17 protein-coding genes are annotated in these 17,224 nt (G+C 65.6%); 7 read left to right on the top strand and 10 right to left on the bottom strand.

Features of this window, described 5'->3' with window-relative positions; all coding sequences use genetic code 11:
* Positions 1 to 375 precede the first annotated feature (375 nt).
* Positions 376 to 717 (bottom strand): zinc ribbon domain-containing protein YjdM, encoded by a 342-nt coding sequence (locus BLS61_RS22225; RefSeq protein ID WP_090434873.1) that lies wholly within the window; start codon positions 715 to 717, stop codon positions 376 to 378.
* Between the two features lie 463 nt (positions 718 to 1,180).
* Between BLS61_RS22225 and BLS61_RS22230 the strand changes: the two genes are divergently transcribed.
* Positions 1,181 to 1,990, top strand: a complete 810-nt coding sequence (locus BLS61_RS22230; RefSeq protein WP_090434876.1) for a gamma-glutamyl-gamma-aminobutyrate hydrolase family protein — start codon at positions 1,181 to 1,183, stop codon at positions 1,988 to 1,990.
* A gap of 20 nt (positions 1,991 to 2,010) precedes the next feature.
* On the opposite strand, the gene BLS61_RS22235 is transcribed toward BLS61_RS22230, so the two are convergent.
* From BLS61_RS22235 to BLS61_RS22275, 9 genes are all read right to left on the bottom strand, one after another.
* Positions 2,011 to 2,484: an LEA/WHy family protein gene (locus BLS61_RS22235; RefSeq protein ID WP_090434879.1), complete on the bottom strand. Its 474-nt coding sequence runs from the start codon at positions 2,482 to 2,484 to the stop codon at positions 2,011 to 2,013.
* A gap of 54 nt (positions 2,485 to 2,538) precedes the next feature.
* Positions 2,539 to 3,384: a DMT family transporter gene (locus BLS61_RS22240; RefSeq protein WP_090434882.1), complete on the bottom strand. Its 846-nt coding sequence runs from the start codon at positions 3,382 to 3,384 to the stop codon at positions 2,539 to 2,541.
* Positions 3,385 to 3,576: 192 nt separating this feature from the next.
* Positions 3,577 to 4,383: an outer membrane protein OmpK gene (locus tag BLS61_RS22245; protein WP_090434885.1), complete on the bottom strand. Its 807-nt coding sequence runs from the start codon at positions 4,381 to 4,383 to the stop codon at positions 3,577 to 3,579.
* Positions 4,384 to 4,782: 399 nt separating this feature from the next.
* On the bottom strand, positions 4,783 to 5,712 hold the full coding sequence (locus BLS61_RS22250) for a MurR/RpiR family transcriptional regulator (RefSeq protein WP_090434888.1): 930 nt from the start codon (positions 5,710 to 5,712) through the stop codon (positions 4,783 to 4,785).
* A gap of 68 nt (positions 5,713 to 5,780) precedes the next feature.
* The gene (locus BLS61_RS22255; RefSeq protein WP_090434891.1) at positions 5,781 to 6,545 is read right to left on the bottom strand and encodes an ABC transporter ATP-binding protein; all 765 of its coding nucleotides are present in this window, start codon (positions 6,543 to 6,545) and stop codon (positions 5,781 to 5,783) included.
* A 24-nt stretch (positions 6,546 to 6,569) separates the two neighbouring features.
* Entirely contained in the window at positions 6,570 to 7,682 is a 1,113-nt protein-coding gene (locus BLS61_RS22260; protein WP_090434894.1) for a succinylglutamate desuccinylase/aspartoacylase family protein, read from the bottom strand.
* A 12-nt stretch (positions 7,683 to 7,694) separates the two neighbouring features.
* Positions 7,695 to 8,390, bottom strand: coding sequence for an ABC transporter permease (locus BLS61_RS22265; RefSeq protein WP_090434897.1), 696 nt, complete (start codon positions 8,388 to 8,390; stop codon positions 7,695 to 7,697).
* A gap of 11 nt (positions 8,391 to 8,401) precedes the next feature.
* On the bottom strand, positions 8,402 to 9,091 hold the full coding sequence (locus BLS61_RS22270) for an ABC transporter permease (RefSeq protein WP_017678115.1): 690 nt from the start codon (positions 9,089 to 9,091) through the stop codon (positions 8,402 to 8,404).
* Positions 9,092 to 9,153: 62 nt separating this feature from the next.
* Complete coding sequence (locus tag BLS61_RS22275) at positions 9,154 to 9,930, bottom strand: ABC transporter substrate-binding protein (protein ID WP_090434900.1); 777 nt, start codon at positions 9,928 to 9,930, stop codon at positions 9,154 to 9,156.
* Positions 9,931 to 10,306: 376 nt separating this feature from the next.
* Between BLS61_RS22275 and BLS61_RS22280 the strand changes: the two genes are divergently transcribed.
* The 6 genes from BLS61_RS22280 (at position 10,307) to BLS61_RS22305 (ending at position 17,161) form a co-directional block, all read left to right on the top strand.
* The gene (locus BLS61_RS22280) at positions 10,307 to 12,070 is read left to right on the top strand and encodes a cyanophycinase (protein WP_090434903.1); all 1,764 of its coding nucleotides are present in this window, start codon (positions 10,307 to 10,309) and stop codon (positions 12,068 to 12,070) included.
* A 77-nt stretch (positions 12,071 to 12,147) separates the two neighbouring features.
* Positions 12,148 to 12,468: a hypothetical protein gene (locus BLS61_RS22285; protein ID WP_090434906.1), complete on the top strand. Its 321-nt coding sequence runs from the start codon at positions 12,148 to 12,150 to the stop codon at positions 12,466 to 12,468.
* 62 nt (positions 12,469 to 12,530) lie between these two features.
* A complete protein-coding gene (locus BLS61_RS22290; RefSeq protein WP_090434909.1) occupies positions 12,531 to 13,871 on the top strand; it encodes an OprD family porin in 1,341 nt (446 codons plus the stop codon).
* 154 nt (positions 13,872 to 14,025) lie between these two features.
* The gene (locus BLS61_RS22295; RefSeq protein ID WP_090434912.1) at positions 14,026 to 14,790 is read left to right on the top strand and encodes an ABC transporter substrate-binding protein; all 765 of its coding nucleotides are present in this window, start codon (positions 14,026 to 14,028) and stop codon (positions 14,788 to 14,790) included.
* Positions 14,791 to 14,882: 92 nt separating this feature from the next.
* Entirely contained in the window at positions 14,883 to 16,139 is a 1,257-nt protein-coding gene (locus BLS61_RS22300) for a cyanophycinase (RefSeq protein WP_090434915.1), read from the top strand.
* Between the two features lie 227 nt (positions 16,140 to 16,366).
* Entirely contained in the window at positions 16,367 to 17,161 is a 795-nt protein-coding gene (locus tag BLS61_RS22305; RefSeq protein WP_090434918.1) for an SDR family NAD(P)-dependent oxidoreductase, read from the top strand.
* The last annotated feature ends 63 nt before the right edge of the window (positions 17,162 to 17,224 follow it).

Consider the following 17,224-nt stretch of genomic DNA (forward strand, 5'->3'; position numbering starts at 1 on the left):
CGCGACCTGGTCCCCTTCAGGAGGCCGAGTGGAGGTGTTGCGTAGGGGGATGAGCCGCATGGATGCGGCGAAATACCGATGGCGGCCCCGCTTAATGGGCCAGGGATGGCCCATGTAAGCCGGCCCCCGGAGCAGCACCGGAGCGAGGGAAGTTTCGCGTAGCGAAACCCGGATGTCGGGGTGCCCTTCTTTGGCACACCTTTCTTGGGCAAGCAAGAAAGGTGTGGCGCCCGTAAGGGGCGCAACCCAAACGCTCAGTACACGCGGTAATGGATAGTTCTAAGTCCGCAAGCGATACGCACACAAACTTGCCAGTCCGGTGTAAACCCGCACTTTCCCCAAAATATGCGAAGAACCCAGTTTTTCCGCACTGGCTCAGACCTTGCGCACGAACTCGGACTTGAGCTTCATCGCGCCGATGCCATCGATCTTGCAGTCGATGTCGTGATCGCCGTCGACCAGGCGGATGTTCTTCACCTTGGTGCCGACCTTGACCACCAGCGAGGAGCCCTTGACCTTGAGGTCCTTGATCACGGTGACGGTGTCGCCGTCCTGCAGCAGGTTGCCGACCGAGTCCTTGATCTGGCGAGCGTCGTCACCGGCCTCGGCATTTTCGCCGGCTTTCCATTCATGGGCGCATTCGGGACAGACCAGCTGATCGCCGTCTTCGTAGGTGTATTCGGAGTTGCACTTGGGGCAGGGTGGCAGAGCGGTCAAGGGGTGGCCTCGGGCTGATGGGAAAACCGCAGATTATATAGGGTTTTTCACGCGGGCGCCGCTCTAGGGCGAGGAGCTCTTTAAAGTGGGTGTTTTAAATATTGGACTTTCTGCCCGCGCCGAATTTGCCAGGAAACTTCGTTAGGCGCCTTATCAAGGGCGCTGTGCGGATGTGTGGGAAAGACATTGTCAGAAAAATCTGAGCAGATTTGTTTGACATATTTTACGGCTCGGGCAGACTGGCTGCAGATTCCGTTGCCGAACCGGGTAACGGGCAGCCCTGCTGCAGCCCCTCTCTGGATGGAGCTGACCCGGTTCGAGCCGCCGTCGGAAGGCGACACACCGGTTCAGGAAGAGCTGGGGTGCACGGGGTTAGCCAAACAGGCCATCAGTGGCGGCAGAGCCTTCTGCCGGGCACCGGTCTGCACAGCAACGACAGGCCCGGCCTGTCCCAAGGTGACGTATGTCCGACAACAAGATCCGCAACAATTCCTGCAAGACCAATCCCCGCAAGCCCGTCGTGTTGATGTCCATGGGTGCTCAGGAGCGCAAGGGGCACGACTATCAGGTCATGACCCACAAATACATCCAGCCTCTGGTCGAGTTCTCCGGTTGCGTACCGGTGCTGGTGCCCACCTGCTGCGGCACCGAAGACCTTGAGCAGTATCTGGACATGGCCGATGGCGTGTACCTGACCGGTGCCGGCAGCAACATCGACCCGGCGCTCTACGGACAGGAAAACCAAACGCCGAACAAGGGCCAGGATCGCGACCGCGACCTGTTCGACCTGCCGCTGATTCGGGCGGCCATCGCCCGTGGCCTGCCGATCTTCGGCATCTGCCGTGGCATGCAGGAAATCAACGTGGCGCTGGGCGGCGACATCTATCAGAAGGTCTACGCCGAGCCCGGTTTCAACGACCATCGCGAGAACCCCGATGACCCGGTCGAGGTGCAGTACGCGCCCAGCCACAGCGTGCGCCCGGTGCCGGGAAGCTGGTTCGCCGAGCTGTTGGGCAAGGACGAGATTCAGGTCAACTCGCTGCACGGCCAGGCCATTCGCAATCTGGGCAAGGGGTTGGAAGTGCTGGCCACCGCCGAGGACGGCCTGATCGAGGCGGTGCATGCGCCGAGCCTGTCGCCCTTCCTGTTCGCGGTGCAATGGCACCCGGAATGGCAGGCTGCGCTGAACCCGGATTCGGTGAAGATCTTCCAGGCCTTCGGTGACGCCTGTCACCGCCGCGTAGCCGCACGCAACAGCCGTCAGGCTGCCTGAACCAGCGCCGCCGGCTCCTATCAGTAGGGGCTTGGCGGTTGCGGCCAGTTCAGGGTGCCGCTGTCGCTGAAGCGCCGGGTGCCGAACAGGCCGTCGGCCAGTTTGCCGCGCAGCCTGTAAGGCACCTCCTGGCCCGGCTGGTAGCCGGCCACGCCCCAGGCCTGGCGCATCACCGAAAACGCGGAAATGCTCACCGGCACGCTTACCACCGTTTCGCCGAAGCGCGGTACGCTGCCGCTCTGGTCGCTGACGCCACTGGCCAGCGGCTGGCCGTTGACGTCCAGATCCAGCGCCATGCCGTTGAAATTCACCGCGCGATCATTGGGGTTCTGTACCCGCAGCTTGACCGCGAAGCGCACCTCCAGGCCCTGGCCGGGCAAAGGCTCCAGACCGACCAGATCGACCCGCAGCGGATCACGGTCGGCCAGGCTGGCACAGGCGCAGAGGCCGGCTGCGAGCAGGGTGACAAGGCAAAGACGAAGCAGACGAGACATGGCGATCTTCCCTGGACGTGATGGGCTCAGGATAGAAGACCGCTGCGCGCGTCATTAGCTCCCGCCGCGTTGCCGGCTGCCCAGCACCAGCGCGATCCCGCCGAGCACGGCAACGGCGCTGAGCAGCAGACGCAGGCCCAGCGCCTCGCCCAGCAGCAGGCTGCCGCCGAGTGCGGCGATTATCGGCACGCTCAGTTGCACCGTGGCCGCCTGGCTGGCGCGCAGGCCGGGCAGGGCGCTGTACCAGATGGCGTAACCGATGCCCGAGGTCAGCGCGCCGGACAGCAGTGCGTAGAACAGGCCAGGTCCATCCCAGTCGAGTTGCCCTAACAGTAACGTAGCCAGCAGCAGCGCCAGTGGCGTCGCGCGCAGGAAGTTGCCGGCGCTCACCGCCAGCGGATCGCCCAGGCCACGGCCAAGCAGGGAGTAGGCGCCCCAGGCGATACCGGCCAGCAGCATCAGCAGTGCGGCCTGCAAGGGCGGCGCGCTGGCACCGGGCAGCAGCAGTGCCAGCAGGCCCGCCGCGGCCAGCGCTGTACCGAGGCCGGCGACCAGACCCAGGCGTTCGCCGTGAAGCCAACCCCACAGCAGCATGCTCAACTGCACCGCGCCGAACAGCAGCAGGGCGCCGGCACCGGTATCCAGTTGCAGGTAGGCGAAGGAAAAGGCGGCCGCATAGATGAACAGCGCTAGGGCGCCAGGCCAGTTGCCGGCCACCGGGCGCCTGCCTTGTCGCAGCCGCAAGAGCAGCCACAGGGTCAGGGCGCCGCAGAACAGGCGAATGGCGGTGAAGCTGGCCGCATCGATTTCGGTTTCACGCAGCGCCAGGCGGCACAGCAGCGAGTTGCCGGCGAAGGCCAGCATGGCGAGTGTGGTGAGCAGCAGGATACGCGCAGGCATCGTCCATCCTTGGGTGAAGGTCTGGTGATGCCCGCCAGCTAAACATGGCGGGCTGCCGCGGGGCATTGGCAGAAGGTCGCAAGTCCCTGCGACCTTGGCGGGCAGGCTGTCGAAGAACGTTCTCGGTTTTGCCGTCCTGCATCCTTGCTGCCAGCGTTCTGCAACGGCCTGCCAGTCACGCGCGCAGGCGCGTCAGAAGTGCGCCTTGACCAGCAGGCTGGCGGTGTTCTGGTCGGTCGGGCCGACGAAGTTTTCGCTGACGTAGCCGCCGTCCTTGATGCCGTACTTGTTCTTCCAGTAGTCGTACTCGATGCCGACGTAGAGCTGTTTCTCGCCCCACTTCATGGCCTTGCCCAGGTCGTACTTGATCTGCGGGTTGAAGTGCAGGTTGGCGTGGTAGTCGCCGCGACGGTTGCTGTCGTTGTCCACCACCCAGTCCATGAAGCCATCGATGAGGATGTCCGACTCGCCGACGGGAATGGTGTAGGCCCACACCGGGGTGATCTGCCAGACGTTGTCGCCGGGGCGGCTGCCGTCGGTGGTGCGCAGGTAGGTGTTGAGCTGGAAGTAGTCGAAGCCGGGGATGGCCAGGTCGACCGCCGGGCCGATCAGGTAGGCATCGACGTCCTTCTCGCCGAATTCGTAGGTGAAGGCCAGCAGCACGTCCTTGATCGGGCCGAAGGACAGGTCGGCGCCGCTGATCTTGCCGAACGACAGGCGTGGGCTGAACTCGCCGTAGTAGGTGTGGCCGTCGCCGTTACCGTTTTGCGCGTCGGTGTTGTACTTGATCAGGTCGGTGAAGAAGAACAGGTCGCCGAAGCTCCAGCCGCTGGCGTGCTCGAAGGTGATGGTCTGCTGGATCTCCGGGTCGATCTTGAAATCGTGGCCGTAGAGGTAGGTCAGGCTGTTGTTCTGCCAGTGCAGCAGGTCGCCGGCGATGGCCTGGCCGCCCGCCAGCAGGCCGCTGGCGAGCAGCAGCGAGGAAAGGGTGCGATTCATGAAAGCTCCTGATAGTTGAGACGTGTCGTTATGTTTGTGTGGCCTGCTCTGGCGGATACCCTGCGGGCCGTCGCTGGGTGACGAAACGCTCTGCGGCGTTGTGTAAACCTGTCCGCCTGGTCAGGCTGGTGTGCCAGAGCAAAAACGGCGCCAATTTTCGTGTTTGCTCATATTCCTTGCAAATCAATCGGATGCGCGGATGTTCCACTGCCATCGCGGCGCCGTTGCTGCACCGTTTTCTGATCGAAAGGACAAAAAAGGCCATAACTTGGTGCGCAGTCGGCCGCTGCCGGTTGGCGCAGTTGCGAATGGCCGGCGAACGCCAGCAGGACGAGGGCAGCCAGCAGCGCCCTGCGCGGCCGGGGCCTGGCTCGCGTGGTGGCGAGCAGGCGGTGCGGCTCAGGGACGGCGTTTGCGCGGGCGACGCGGGGCGCGCTCGGTGCCTGGTACGTGCAGGTAGGCCATGACGCTCTCGGTCAGTTCCTGAGCCAGGCTCACCGCCTCCTTGTTGCGCGCCATGACACCGGCCACCAGGGCCTCGATCAGGGCCAGCACGGCGGCATTGGAGCTGATCAGTACCGGGTGTTCGGCGGGAGCGAACAGGCTGTACTCGGCGATCTCCACCAGCGGCGAGGCGGGCGAGTCGGTGATGGCCAGCACGCAGGCGCCGCGTTCGCGGGCAAAACGCGCCAGCTGCAAGGTGTCCAGCGAATAGCGCGGCAGGGAGATGGTCAGCAGCACGTCGCGCTCGGTGATCGCGGCCAGGCGGTAGGCGGCGTTCTCGTTGCCGCCTTCCATGCTGATGGCGGTGGCGTCATCGCAGAAGGGCACCAGGTTGGCCGCGGCCAGGCCGGCCATGTAGGCGCTGTTGCCGAAGCCGAGGATGTAGATGCGGCGCGCCCCGAGCAGGCGCCCGATGACCGCCTCGAACACGGCGGCATCGTTGCTGCTGGCCGCCGCGCCGAGATTGCTGCTGGCGATCTGCAGTTGCTCGTGCAGGCCGAAGGCCCCGTCCGGGCGTTGCGCCAGCTCGTCGCGCAGCTTGTCCACCGGCGACACCATGTCCTGCAGGGTGGCGACCAGCTCGGCCTTGAGGCTGATGTAGCCGCGCAACTCCATGGCCTTGGCCAGACGGTTGACCGCCGCGGGCGAGGTTTGCGTGGCCTGCGCCAGTTCCTCGATGGTCAGGGTCGCGGCTTTCAGCGGATGGCGCAGGATGAAGTCGGCCACCTTGCGCAGCGAGGGCTGCAGCTGGGGCGCGACCTCGGCCAGCTTGCGTAGGATGGGGGCGCTGTAAACGGTGGCGGAAGACGACGAACTGCTCGGCATGCTGGGCTGATCCGGTCTGGCGATGGCGCGCAGTGTATCCGATGCCGCCCGCCATGCGCCTGTTTCGCTTATTTGAGACTGCCGCAGAGAAACTGCTGCAGGCGCTCGGACCGCGGGTTGGCCAACACCTCGCGCGGGTGACCCTGTTCTTCCACCAGGCCCTTGTGCAGGAACAGCAGCTGGTTGGACACCTCGCGGGCAAAACCCATTTCGTGGGTTACCACCACCATGGTGCGGCCTTCGCTGGCCAGGTCCTGCATCACCTTGAGCACCTCGCCGACCAGCTCCGGGTCGAGGGCCGAGGTGGGCTCGTCGAACAGCATCACCTCCGGCTCCATGGCCAGGGCGCGGGCGATGGCCACACGCTGCTGCTCGCCGCCGGACATGTGCGCCGGGTAGGCATCCTTGCGGTGCGCCACGCCGACCTTGGCCAGGTAGTGCTCGGCCTTGTCGCGCGCCTCGGCCTTGCTCTGGCCGAGCACGTGCACCGGCGCTTCCATGACGTTGTCCAGAGCGCTCATGTGCGACCACAGGTTGAAGTTCTGGAACACCATCGACAGGCGCGAGCGCATGCGTTGCAGCTGTTTGGCGTCGGCGGCCTTGAGCGCGCCGCCGCGATTGGCGACCAGCCTGAGCTCTTCGCCATTGAGCTGGATGCGGCCGGCATGCGGCTGCTCCAGCAGGTTGAGGCAGCGCAGGAAGGTGCTCTTGCCCGAGCCGCTGGAGCCGATGATGCTGATCACGTCGCCGGCCTTGGCCGCCATCGATACACCGCGGATCACCTCGTGGCTACCGTAGCGTTTGTGCAGATCCTGAACTTCGAGTTTGTACATGTTGTTGTTCTCTCAAGGCATGAATCAGTCGCTGAGCAGGCGACCCTGGCGAATGGGGGTTGCGCCGGCGATCTTGACCAGCCACAGGCCGGGGCGGGCGTAGCGCATGCGCTCTCTGGCATAGAGCACGCCGCTGCTGCGTGCCCGCACGATGCTGTGGCGATCGTCCAGCGGATCGATCACTTCGAACAGCGCTTCACCCGCTTCGACCCGGTCGCCGGGTTGCTTGAAGAAGCTCACCACGCCGGTGTGTGGCGCCATGACATATTCCGCACCGGCGAAGGGGGTCGCCTCGCAGCAGGTTTGCGGCGCGGCCGGCCAGTCGCCGGCGATCAGCCCCTGTTCGGCGAGGAAGGCCAGAATGGCCTCCGCGCTGGCCTCGGCCAAGTCGCGCTCGGTATCGGCCATGCCGCCGAGTTCCACCGTCGTGGCCAGGCATGCCAGGGGGATGTCCGCCTGTGGAAAGTGCTGGCGCAGACGCTGCCAGGGTGTGCTGCAGGCTTCGTCGAACGAGCTGCCGCCGGAGTCTTCGGCCAGCAGCACGGCCCCGGCGCGCAGGCGCGCAGCCAGCGAGCGCAACTGCGGCCACTGCTGCGGTGCGCCGTACAGATGCACGGCGGCTTCGAAGTCGCAATGCAGGTCGAGCACCACGTCCGCGTCGCAGGCGTGGCGCAGCAGCAGGCGCTGCATGCCCTGCAGTTCGCACGTCGGCGCCGGCAGGCCATCGAGCGCATCCCGCATCGCCGCACGGATCCGCTGCACGTTTTGCGCGGCGTCAGCCCCCAGCTGGCCCTCCAGGGCCGGCGCCACTGCCGCGGCCAGATCGACGAAGTCGCGGTTGAAGTTCTTGCCGCTGGCGAACTCGAAGCGGCCCTGGGCGACCGCCTGAAACAGCTGGCCGAGACCGATGGGGTTGGCCACCGGCACGAGTTCGATCACCGCGTTCAGCCGTCCGCTGCTCTCCAGCTCCAGCAGTCGGCGCTTGAGCTCCACGGCGACACGCATGCCTGGCAGTTCGTCGGCATGCAGGCTGGCCTGCACGTAGGCTTTTTTCGAGCCGCTGCCGAAGCGCAGTACGCTGAGCTGGCGGCTGTTGCCACAGGGTGTCCAGGGCAAGGGATGGTCGATACGCTGCATGGAATTTCCTTGTCAGTGCTTGCGCGGCGTGAGGTAGGCCAGCCAGCGCAATTCGGCACGCTTGAATAGGCGCACCAGGGCAATCGTCAGCACCAGGTAGAACAGGCCGGCGGTGATGAAGGCCTCGAACGGCATGTAGTACTGCGAGCTGATGGTACGGGCCGCGCCGGTCAGGTCGATGAGTGTCACCAGCGAGGCCAGCGAGGTGGTGTGCAGCATCATGATCACCTCGTTGCTGTATTGCGGCAACGCACGGCGCATGGCCGAAGGCAGAAGGATGCGGCGATAGAGCTTGGCGCGCGACATGCCCATGGCCCTGGCCGCCTCGATCTCGCCCGGTGGCGTGGCCTTGAGGCTGCCGGCGAGAATCTCCGCCGTGTAGGCGCTGGTGTTGATGGCGAAGGCCAGGCAGGCGCAGAAGCTGGCGCTGGAGAAGTACGGCCACATGAAGCTGTCGCGGATGACGTCGAACTGGGCCAGGCCGTAGTACAGCAGAAACAGCTGCACCAGCATCGGCGTGCCGCGAATCACGTAGGTGTAGAGCCAGGCCGGGAAGTTCACCAGCGGCGAGCGCGACACCCGCATCAGGGCCAGTGGCACGGCCAGCAGCAGGCCCAGGGCGAGGGCGATCAGCAGCAGTTCGAAGGTGACCAGCAGGCCGCTGGCATACAGCGGCAGGCTGGAGAGGATCAGGTGGAAATCGAGCATGGGCGTGATCCTCAGATTTCAGCCGTGCGAACGCCGACCGAGTAACGCTTTTCGACGGCGCGCAGGAGCAGCAGCGAGACGCTGGTCAGCAGCAGGTACAGGCCCGCCACGGCGAGATAGAAGGTGAAGGGTTCACGGGTGGCGTCGGCGGCGTTCTTGGCCTTGAACATCATGTCCTGCAGGCCGACCACCGAGATCAGCGCGGTGGCCTTGGTCAGCACCAGCCAGTTGTTGGTGAAGCCGGGAATGGCGAAGCGGATCATCTGCGGCACCAGGATGCGCAAGAACACCTGGGCGCCGCTCATGCCGTACGCCGCACCGGCCTCTGCCTGACCTTTGGCGATGGCCATGAAGGCGCCGCGGAAGGTTTCCGACAGGTAGGCGCCGAAGATGAAGCCCATGGTGAACACGCCGGCGACGAAGGGGTTGATGTCGATGTAGGCGGTGTAACCCAGACTGGGCGCGATGCGGTTCACCAGGTCCTGACCGCCGTAGAAGATCAGCAGGATCAGCACCAGGTCGGGGATGCCCCGGATCAGGGTAGCGTAGGCGTCGCCCAGATTGGCCAGCCAGCGCAGTGGCGAGAGGCGCAGCGCAGCGCCGGTGAGGCCGAGCAGGATGGCCAGCGCCATGGAACACAGAGCCAGGGTCAGGGTCAGCCAGGCGCCCTCGACGATGATCGGGCCGTAGCCTTGCAGCATGGTGGGAAACCTCGTGCAGCGCGGAGAAACCGGCGCCTGTTGCAGGCGCCGGGGTGGGCGGCTTACTGGCCGTAGATGTCGTAGTCGAAGTACTTGGCCTGTACCTCGGCGTACTTGCCGTTGCTGCGGATGGCGTCGATGGCGGCGTTGAGCTTCTCGGCGGTGGCGGCATCGCCCTTGCGCACGGCGATGCCGGCGCCGCGACCGAAGTAGCGCGGGTCGTTGAAGTCAGGGCCGACCAGGGCGAACCCCTTGCCACCGTCGGTTTTCAGGAAGCCCTCGTCGATGTTCACCACGTCGGCCAGCACCGCGTCCACACGGCCTGCCAGCAGGTCGAGGAAGGCTTCGTTGTTGGAACCGTAGCGCACCACGTTTACACCGGCCGGAGTCAGTTCGGCGCTGGCGTAGCGATCGTAGGTGGAGGCGCGCTGCACGGCGACCTTCTTGCCCTTGAGGTCGACGCCCGGGTCCTGGATCTGGCTGCCTTCCTTCATCACCAGCTTGCCGGGGGTGTGGTAGTACTTCTTGGAGAAGTCCACCGACTTCAGACGGTCTTCGGTGATCGACATCGAGGACAGCACGGCGTCGACCTTGCGCACCTTGAGCGAGGGAATCAGGCCGTCGAACTCCTGCTCGACCCACTGGCACTTGACCTGCATCTGCGCGCACAGCTCGTTGCCGATGTCGTAGTCGAAGCCGGCGATCTTGCCGTCGGCGGTCTTGAACGCGAAGGGCGGGTAGGCCGCCTCGATGCCGATGCGCAGCGCCGGCTCGGCGGCGACGGCGAAGGTGCCGAAGGTGGAGAGCGCCAGGGCGCCGAATAGAGCGATCTTGTTCATCTTGTTACTCCAGTGGATGGCGGTTGGGAGACAGCGTCCGTCGCGACAGGCGGCGGGGTTGAGCGTTACGCCGACTGTTGCCAGGCGGCGCCGGCAGGGCCTCGTGAGCCTTGGCCGGTGGGCGATCGGGTGGAATGCCCGGGTAGATGCATGAATACATTTGACATGTTTTTTTTCACGAATCTACGTTTAAGAAATATTTCTGTCAAACGTGGCTTGTGGTGCTTGTGCCCCGAAAATGACTGGTATATAAATTTTCATGCGTGATTGTGGTGAAAAAAATAATTCATATAGCCGCGACCTGTCGCCAGACCCGTTTCATCTGGCCGGCGAGCAGGGGGCATACCGCTTTCGACTTCTGACAAGAGCAATAACAATGAACAAGCAGCGCAACCTTCGTGGCCTTCTCGCCGCGCTCATCCTCAGCGGCAGTGCCGATGCGGTACTGGCCGATGGCAATCTCCTGGCGGTCGGCGGCATGCTGCGAGCCAGCAACAGCCCGGTCTACGAGAAACTCATCGAACTGGCGGGCGGTGCCCAGCAGGCGCGTATCGCCATCATGCCCACCGCCAGCGGCAGCCTGGGCTCCAGCAAGCGCTTCCAGGCCGAGCTGGAAGCCCTGGGCGTGCCCGCCGAGCACATTCGCATCGTCGGCATCGACCGTCATAACTATCAGGACACCATGAACGACCCGGCCGTGGTCGCGCCGCTGCGCGAGGCCAGTGCGGTGTGGTTCGTCGGTGGCGATCAGGCGCGCATCGCCCGCGCGCTGTTCAACGCCGACGGCAGCCCGTCGCTCGCCATGCAGGCCGTGCAGGCGGTCTACGACAAGGGCGGCGTGGTGGCCGGCACCAGCGCCGGGGCCAGTATCCTCGGTGCGCGCATGCCCACCGCCTACGGGGTGGTCATGGATACCCTGGATTTCGGCGTGGCCTCGGCCGAGGGCCGGCGTGGCACCGCCCTGCTCAGGGGCGCAGGCCTGTTCAAGGCCGGGGTGATCGACCAGCACTTCGACAAGATCGAGGAAACCAGCAGCGGGCGCGCGGCGCGCATGGCCAGCTACCTGCTGGAGCAGCCGGCTCCGGGCAAGGGCTTCGGCCTGGATACCAACACCGCCATGTGGATCAAGCCCAGTGGTGAGCTGGAGGTGCTGGGCGAGGGCTACCTGACCATCATGGACCCGGCCGCGGCGAAGAAGAGCTTCGGGCTCTACGGCACGCGCATCGACGATATGCGCCTGGCCATGCTCGGTCATGGCGATCGCTACGACCTGGCCTCGGGCGAGATCCGGCCGGATGCCGGCAAGCAGCCGATCGAGCCTGGCAACGAGTACCTGGTAGGCAATCGCCTGCTCACCGACCTGTCGGCCGTGTCGGCGATCAACCGGGCGGTGCTCTATGGCCTGGCCGACAACACGGCGAGCCGTCAGCTGGGGCTGATGACCCGCTACAACCCGGCCAACGGCTACCACTATGGCTATCGCTTCGAGTTCAGCAAGCAGGCGGACTTCGCTGCCCACAGCCGCTTCCACGATTCGCAGACCAACTACAGCGTCAGCGGCGTGCGCCTGGACATCCGTCCGGTGACCGCCGATCTGCGCGAGCCGGCCGCCGGCGCCCCGCGTGACGCCGGCAACGGCCGGCGCGGCGACGCCATTCGTGCGGTGACCTTCCGCGGCCTGATGACCCTCAATGCCGAGGGCGCCTTCGAGGCCCAGCGTCCGATCACCCGCGGCGAGCTGGCCAATGCCCTGCAGATGACCCTGGCCGCAGAGCCCAACCTCAAGGCCCTGCCCACGCTGAGCGACGTACCGGCCGAGCATCCGCTGCGCGAGCACATCGAAGTGGTGGTTTCCAATGGCTGGATGGATGGTGCCGAGCGCTTCGACGCCGAGCGGCCGGCCAGTCGTGCGGACTGGGCGCTGGCCTGCAAGGCGCTGGTCGAGCGCTTCAGCGGGGCCACGCTGAGCAAGAGCGTGGCGCTGCAGGATGTCGCCGACCTTGCCGCAGCCAACGCCGAGGCTGCCGCGCAGACCGTGGCCGAAGGTTGGCTGAGCGCCAACCAGGGACGCTTCGAGCCTGCAGCGCCGGTCGCGCGCGGCGAGGTCGCCGAGACCCTGGCACGCATCATCGGCCTCTAGGCCTTTTTCTACCTCTACACCCAGCCCGCCTGCAGCGCACAGGCGGGGCGGGCACGGCTGCGCCGGAGAAACGAGCCATGCAATTGAACCGAGTGGAAGTCTTCGCCCTGCACAAGCTGCTGCAGGACGACAGCCAGGTGGCACAGACCGTCATCTCTTCCAGCGTGCGCGTGCACGAACGGGTACGCACCCGGGCAGGTTTCTTCTCGGTGCTGCACCTGCCGCGCCGCCTCGAACTGAGCCGCGAGCTGCAGGAACGGCGCTGGCCGTTTCGCCTGAAGCGGCGCAGGGGCGTCGGCTACTTCGTGTGCTGGCTAGAAGAGCGCTCACTTTGCCTGGAGGCCGTGATCGAGCGCGGCGAATGTCCGGCTGACCTGGTTCCCGAGCTGTTCACCTGAGCGGCTGCGAACACCGCCCGCGTCGCGGGCACCCCATACCAATAAAACCAACGGAGTAAGGCATGAAGATTCTCAAACTCAGCTGTCTCGCCCTGGCCATCGCCGCCGTGGCCTCGCAGGCTGCCGTCGCCGGCCAACAGCAGGAGGCCAAGGGCTTTGTCGAGGACAGCAGCCTGCAGCTGATCAACCGCAACTTCTACATGAACCGCGACTACCGTCATGGCGGCCGCAACAGCCAGGGCATCAACCGCGCCAAGCCGGTCAACGAGCGCAATGGCTATCGCGAGGAGTGGGCACATGGCGCGCAGCTGAACTTCAGCTCCGGGTTCACCCAGGGCACCGTCGGTGTCGGCGCCGATGCCTTCGCCTATGGCGGCGTCAAGCTCGATAGCGGCCGCGGCCGGGTGGGCAACGGCCTGCTGCCGATCAGCAACAACCGCACCGCCGATGCCGAGGTGCCGGACAGCTACGGCCAGATCGGCGGCGCGCTGAAGCTGCGCGCCTCGTCCACCGAGCTGAAGTACGGCGAGATGCGCCCGACCGCACCGGTGTTCGCCGCCGGCGATTCGCGCCTGCTGCCGGAAACCGCGACCGGCTTCCAGATTTCCAGCAGCGAGTTCGACGCGCTGTCCTTCGAGGCCGGCCACTTCACCTCGATCAACCGCCGCAACTCCACCAACTCCGATGACGACCTGACCAGCGAGTACGCCGAGGTGGAGGCGCGCAGCGTCGACTTCGCCGGCCTCAGCTACGCGGTCAATGACGATCTGAGCCTGATGTTCTACGCCAGCGAGGCCAAGGACGTCTGGCGTCAGTACTTCGCCAACCTGAACTACAACATCCCGCTGAGCGATAGCCAGGCGCTGAACTTCGACCTGGTGGCGTACAAGACCCGCGACGAGGGCGAGGCGCGTGCCGGCGAGCTGGACACCCTGACCTGGTCGCTCAAGGGTGCCTACAGCTTCGGCGCGCACAAGCTCAGCCTGGCCTATCAGAAGGTGCGTGGCGACGAGTTCTTCGACTACATCGGCGGCGACTCCATCTGGCTGGCCAACTCGGTGCAGTACTCCGACTTCAACGCCCCCAACGAGCGCTCGGTGCAGATCCGCTACGACCTGAACATGAAGCACTACGGGGTTCCCGGCCTGACCTTCATGGCGCGTTACATCAAGGGCGACGACATCGACGGCACCAAGGCCGACCCGAATGGCGCCTTCGCCGGCTGGGCCGGTGAGGACGAGAAGCACTGGGAGCGCGATCTGGAAGCGCGCTACGTGTTCCAGGAAGGCGCGGCCAAGGACCTGTCGCTGCGCCTGCGTCACGCCACTCACCGCTCCACGGCATTCGACGACGACCTCGACGAGGTGCGCCTGATCATCGAGTACCCGCTGAGCATCCTGTAACGGCATTCTCCGGGCGGCGACAGATCCCGGGCCGTCCGGAGCTTTTTCTTCAAGGTCAGCTCCCACGCTCCTTTGGCCTTAAGGCGTCGCCAGCGGCGCCTGCTTTTCCGCCAGGAGACCTGACCCCCTGGCCCCGCGCGGGCAAGGAGTCGAAATGCTACGCATGCTGTTGTGTCTGTTCGCCGTGCTGCTGGCCCAACCGGGCACGGCGGCACCCTTGCGGGTCGCCATGGAGGGACAGTTCCCGCCTTTCGAAGAACTCGATGCGCAGGGCAATCTGGTCGGCTTCAACGTCGACATCGCCAATGCCCTGTGTCAGCGCATGCAGCGCGAATGCGAGCTGAAGCGCTTCGCCTGGGAAGAGCTGATCCCGGCACTCGAAGATGGACGCGCGGACCTGATCCTGGCGTCCATGTCGATCACCGCGGCGCGCGCCGAACGGGTGGACTTCACCGCCCGCTATGCGCAGACCCCGGCCTTCTTCTTTGCCCGCAAGGGCCATATCAATCAGATGCTGATCACCCCGCGGCGCATCGCCGGCAAGCGCGTCGGCGTGCAGCAGGGCACCACCTACGAGCGCTTTCTCGAGGCCCGCTTCGCCGAGCATGTGCAGCTGCTGCGCTATCCCAGCGCGGCCCAGGCCTACCAGGCGCTCGCAGGCGGCGAGCTGGATCTGCTGCTCGACGATGCCGTTTCCGGTTACTTCGGCTTCCTCCCCACCGAGCAGGGCCGCGACTTCGAGCAGGTGGGCGGCCCCGTGGTGGCGCCGCAGTTCTTCGGCCAGGGGCAGGGCATCGCCGTGCGCAAGGGCGACCACGCGCTGCGCGAACAGCTCGATCGGGCGCTGGTCGCGATCCTCGCCGACGGCACCCACAAGCGCATCGAGAAACGCTACTTCAAACAGTTTTCCGTTTACTGAGGCCGGCCCGCCGTCTGCGCTCTGGCTGCCAATCAGCGTTCCCCAACCAGCGTCACCAACCGTGCCCGTGCGGCACCTGCGGAGAAATCGAAATGATCGGATCGGTTATTCGTTACACCCTCATGCTGGCTCTTCTGTTACCGCTGCCGGCCCTGGCGGCCGGCCCGCTGCTGCTGGTGGGCGGCGGGCTCAAGGACGACAACGCGGTCATCTACCAACGTCTAGTGCAGCTGGCCGGCGGCAGTCAGGCGCGCATCGGCGTGATCACCGCCGCCTCGATTCCACCGAGCCAGGACCCCGACGCCGGCACGGCCAACGCACGCAACTCCAAGTCCAATGGCGAGTTCTACGCGCAGCTGCTGAAGACCTACGGCGCCCAGGATGCGCAGTGGATTCCCATCGACCTGGACAGCATCGGCAACAACAGCAACCCGCAGGTGATCGCGCAGATCAACGGCATGACCGGCTTCTTCTTCGGCGGCGGCGACCAGGCGCGCCTGACCCAGACCCTGCAGACCGCAACGCGCGCCGACACGCCGGCACTGGCGGCGATTCGCGCCCGGCACGCTGCCGGCGCCGTGCTCGCCGGCAGCAGCGCGGGAACCGCGATCATGGTCGGTGGGCCGATGATCACCGGCGGCGAGAGCTATCCCGCTCTGCGCTACGGCGTCTACACCACCCCGGGCGGTGATGATCTGTCCTACGACATGCAGGGCGGTTTCGGCTTCTTCAGCCATGGCCTGCTCGACACCCATTTCAGCGAGCGTGGCCGCCAGGGGCGCATCGTGCGCCTGGCCGACTACACCAACGTGCCGTTCGCCTACGGTGTCGACGAGGACACCGCACTGCTGGTGCAGGACAACCCCAGCCTCGGCCAGGTGGAAATGGAAGTGCTCGGCAGCAACGGCGTGTTCATCTTCGACCTGCGCAACAAGCAGCGCGGCACCGGCAGCAGTTATGCCCTCTACGACGTGCTGGCCAGCTACCTGACCGCCGGCGACCGCTACCGCCCGGCCAATCAGCAGTTCGTCATCGCCAGCGGCAAGACCAGCCTGCGCGGGCGCGAGTACTACAGCTCGGCGATGACCGCCACCGGCGACATCTTCAGCAGCCCGAACAACAGCGGTGCCAACGGCCGACGCAACCCGCGCGAGTTCGTCAAGGTCAGTACCGACCTGTTCGACAGCCGCTCGACCAGCACCCTGGGCCGTACCTACGAAAGCAATCCGCGTTTTCGCGTCGACCTGATCAAGAGCACCACCTTCGACAGTCACGGCTATCAGGGGGTTATCAACGGCAAGCGCCTGACCTCCTATCTGCGTCTGCGCGTGGATATGCGCCCCAACTGAGAAAGTGCCTCCCTCGCGCTGCCTGCTCCTGCGCAGGCAGCGCCGCTGTCAGCTGCGCGCAGTGCTGCGCGCGGCTTCTCCGCCACTCCTGTACGAACCTTTCCCGCCAGACGGTCGCTGCGCAAAGTGCTTGACGAAGCTATATGAAGGTAGTCATATAAGTGCTTAGGATTATGATCATAATCTAAATCGCTCGCCCACCTTCATCCCTTATCCCGGAGACTTCCATGAGCACTGCAAGCAAGCCCGCTACCGCCCTGATCACCGGCGCCTCGTCCGGCATCGGCGCCACCTACGCCGAGCGCCTGGCCCGGCGTGGTCACGACCTCCTGCTGGTGGCGCGCGATGCCCAGCGTCTGCAGGTCCTGGCCGAGCGCCTGGGCGGCGAATATGGCGTCGCCGCCGAGGTGCTGCCGGCCGACCTGACGCAGAAGGCCGATATCCTCAAGGTGGCGCAACGCCTGCGTGAAGATGCCGGTATCGGCCTGCTGGTGAACAACGCGGGCGTGGCGATGAATGGCAAGCTGGCCGACGCCGATCTGGAGCAGGCCGAGGCGATGATCCAGCTCAACGTGGTGGCACTGACCCACCTGGCGGCTGCGGCTGCGGCCAATTTCTCCGCGGCGGGGCGTGGCGGCATCATCAACCTCGGCTCGGTGGTGGCGCTGGCGCCGGAGATGTTCAACGCCGTGTACAGCGCGACCAAGGCCTACGTGCTGAGCCTGACCCAGACCCTGGCCGGTGAGTTGCGGGGTTCCGGAGTGCAGCTGCAGGCCGTGATGCCGGGCGTGACCCGCACCGAGATCTGGGAGCGCAGCGGCACCGACGCCTCGGCGCTGCCGCCGTCGATGATCATGGAAGTGGGCGAGATGGTCGACGCGGCGCTGGCCGGCTTCGATCAGGGCGAGCTGGTGACCATACCCTCGCTACCGGATGCCGCCGACTGGGACGCCTTCGTCGCCGCCCGCGCCGCGCTGGCGCCGAACCTGTCGCACAACCATGCGGCGGCGCGTTACAAGTGAGGCCACGGAAGTGGCCGAGGCCGTAGGGTGCGACGCGCGCACCGCGGGTGACGCTGGTCTTCG

It is taken from the genome of Ectopseudomonas guguanensis, from assembly GCF_900104265.1.
Lineage (GTDB): Bacteria > Pseudomonadota > Gammaproteobacteria > Pseudomonadales > Pseudomonadaceae > Aquipseudomonas > Aquipseudomonas guguanensis.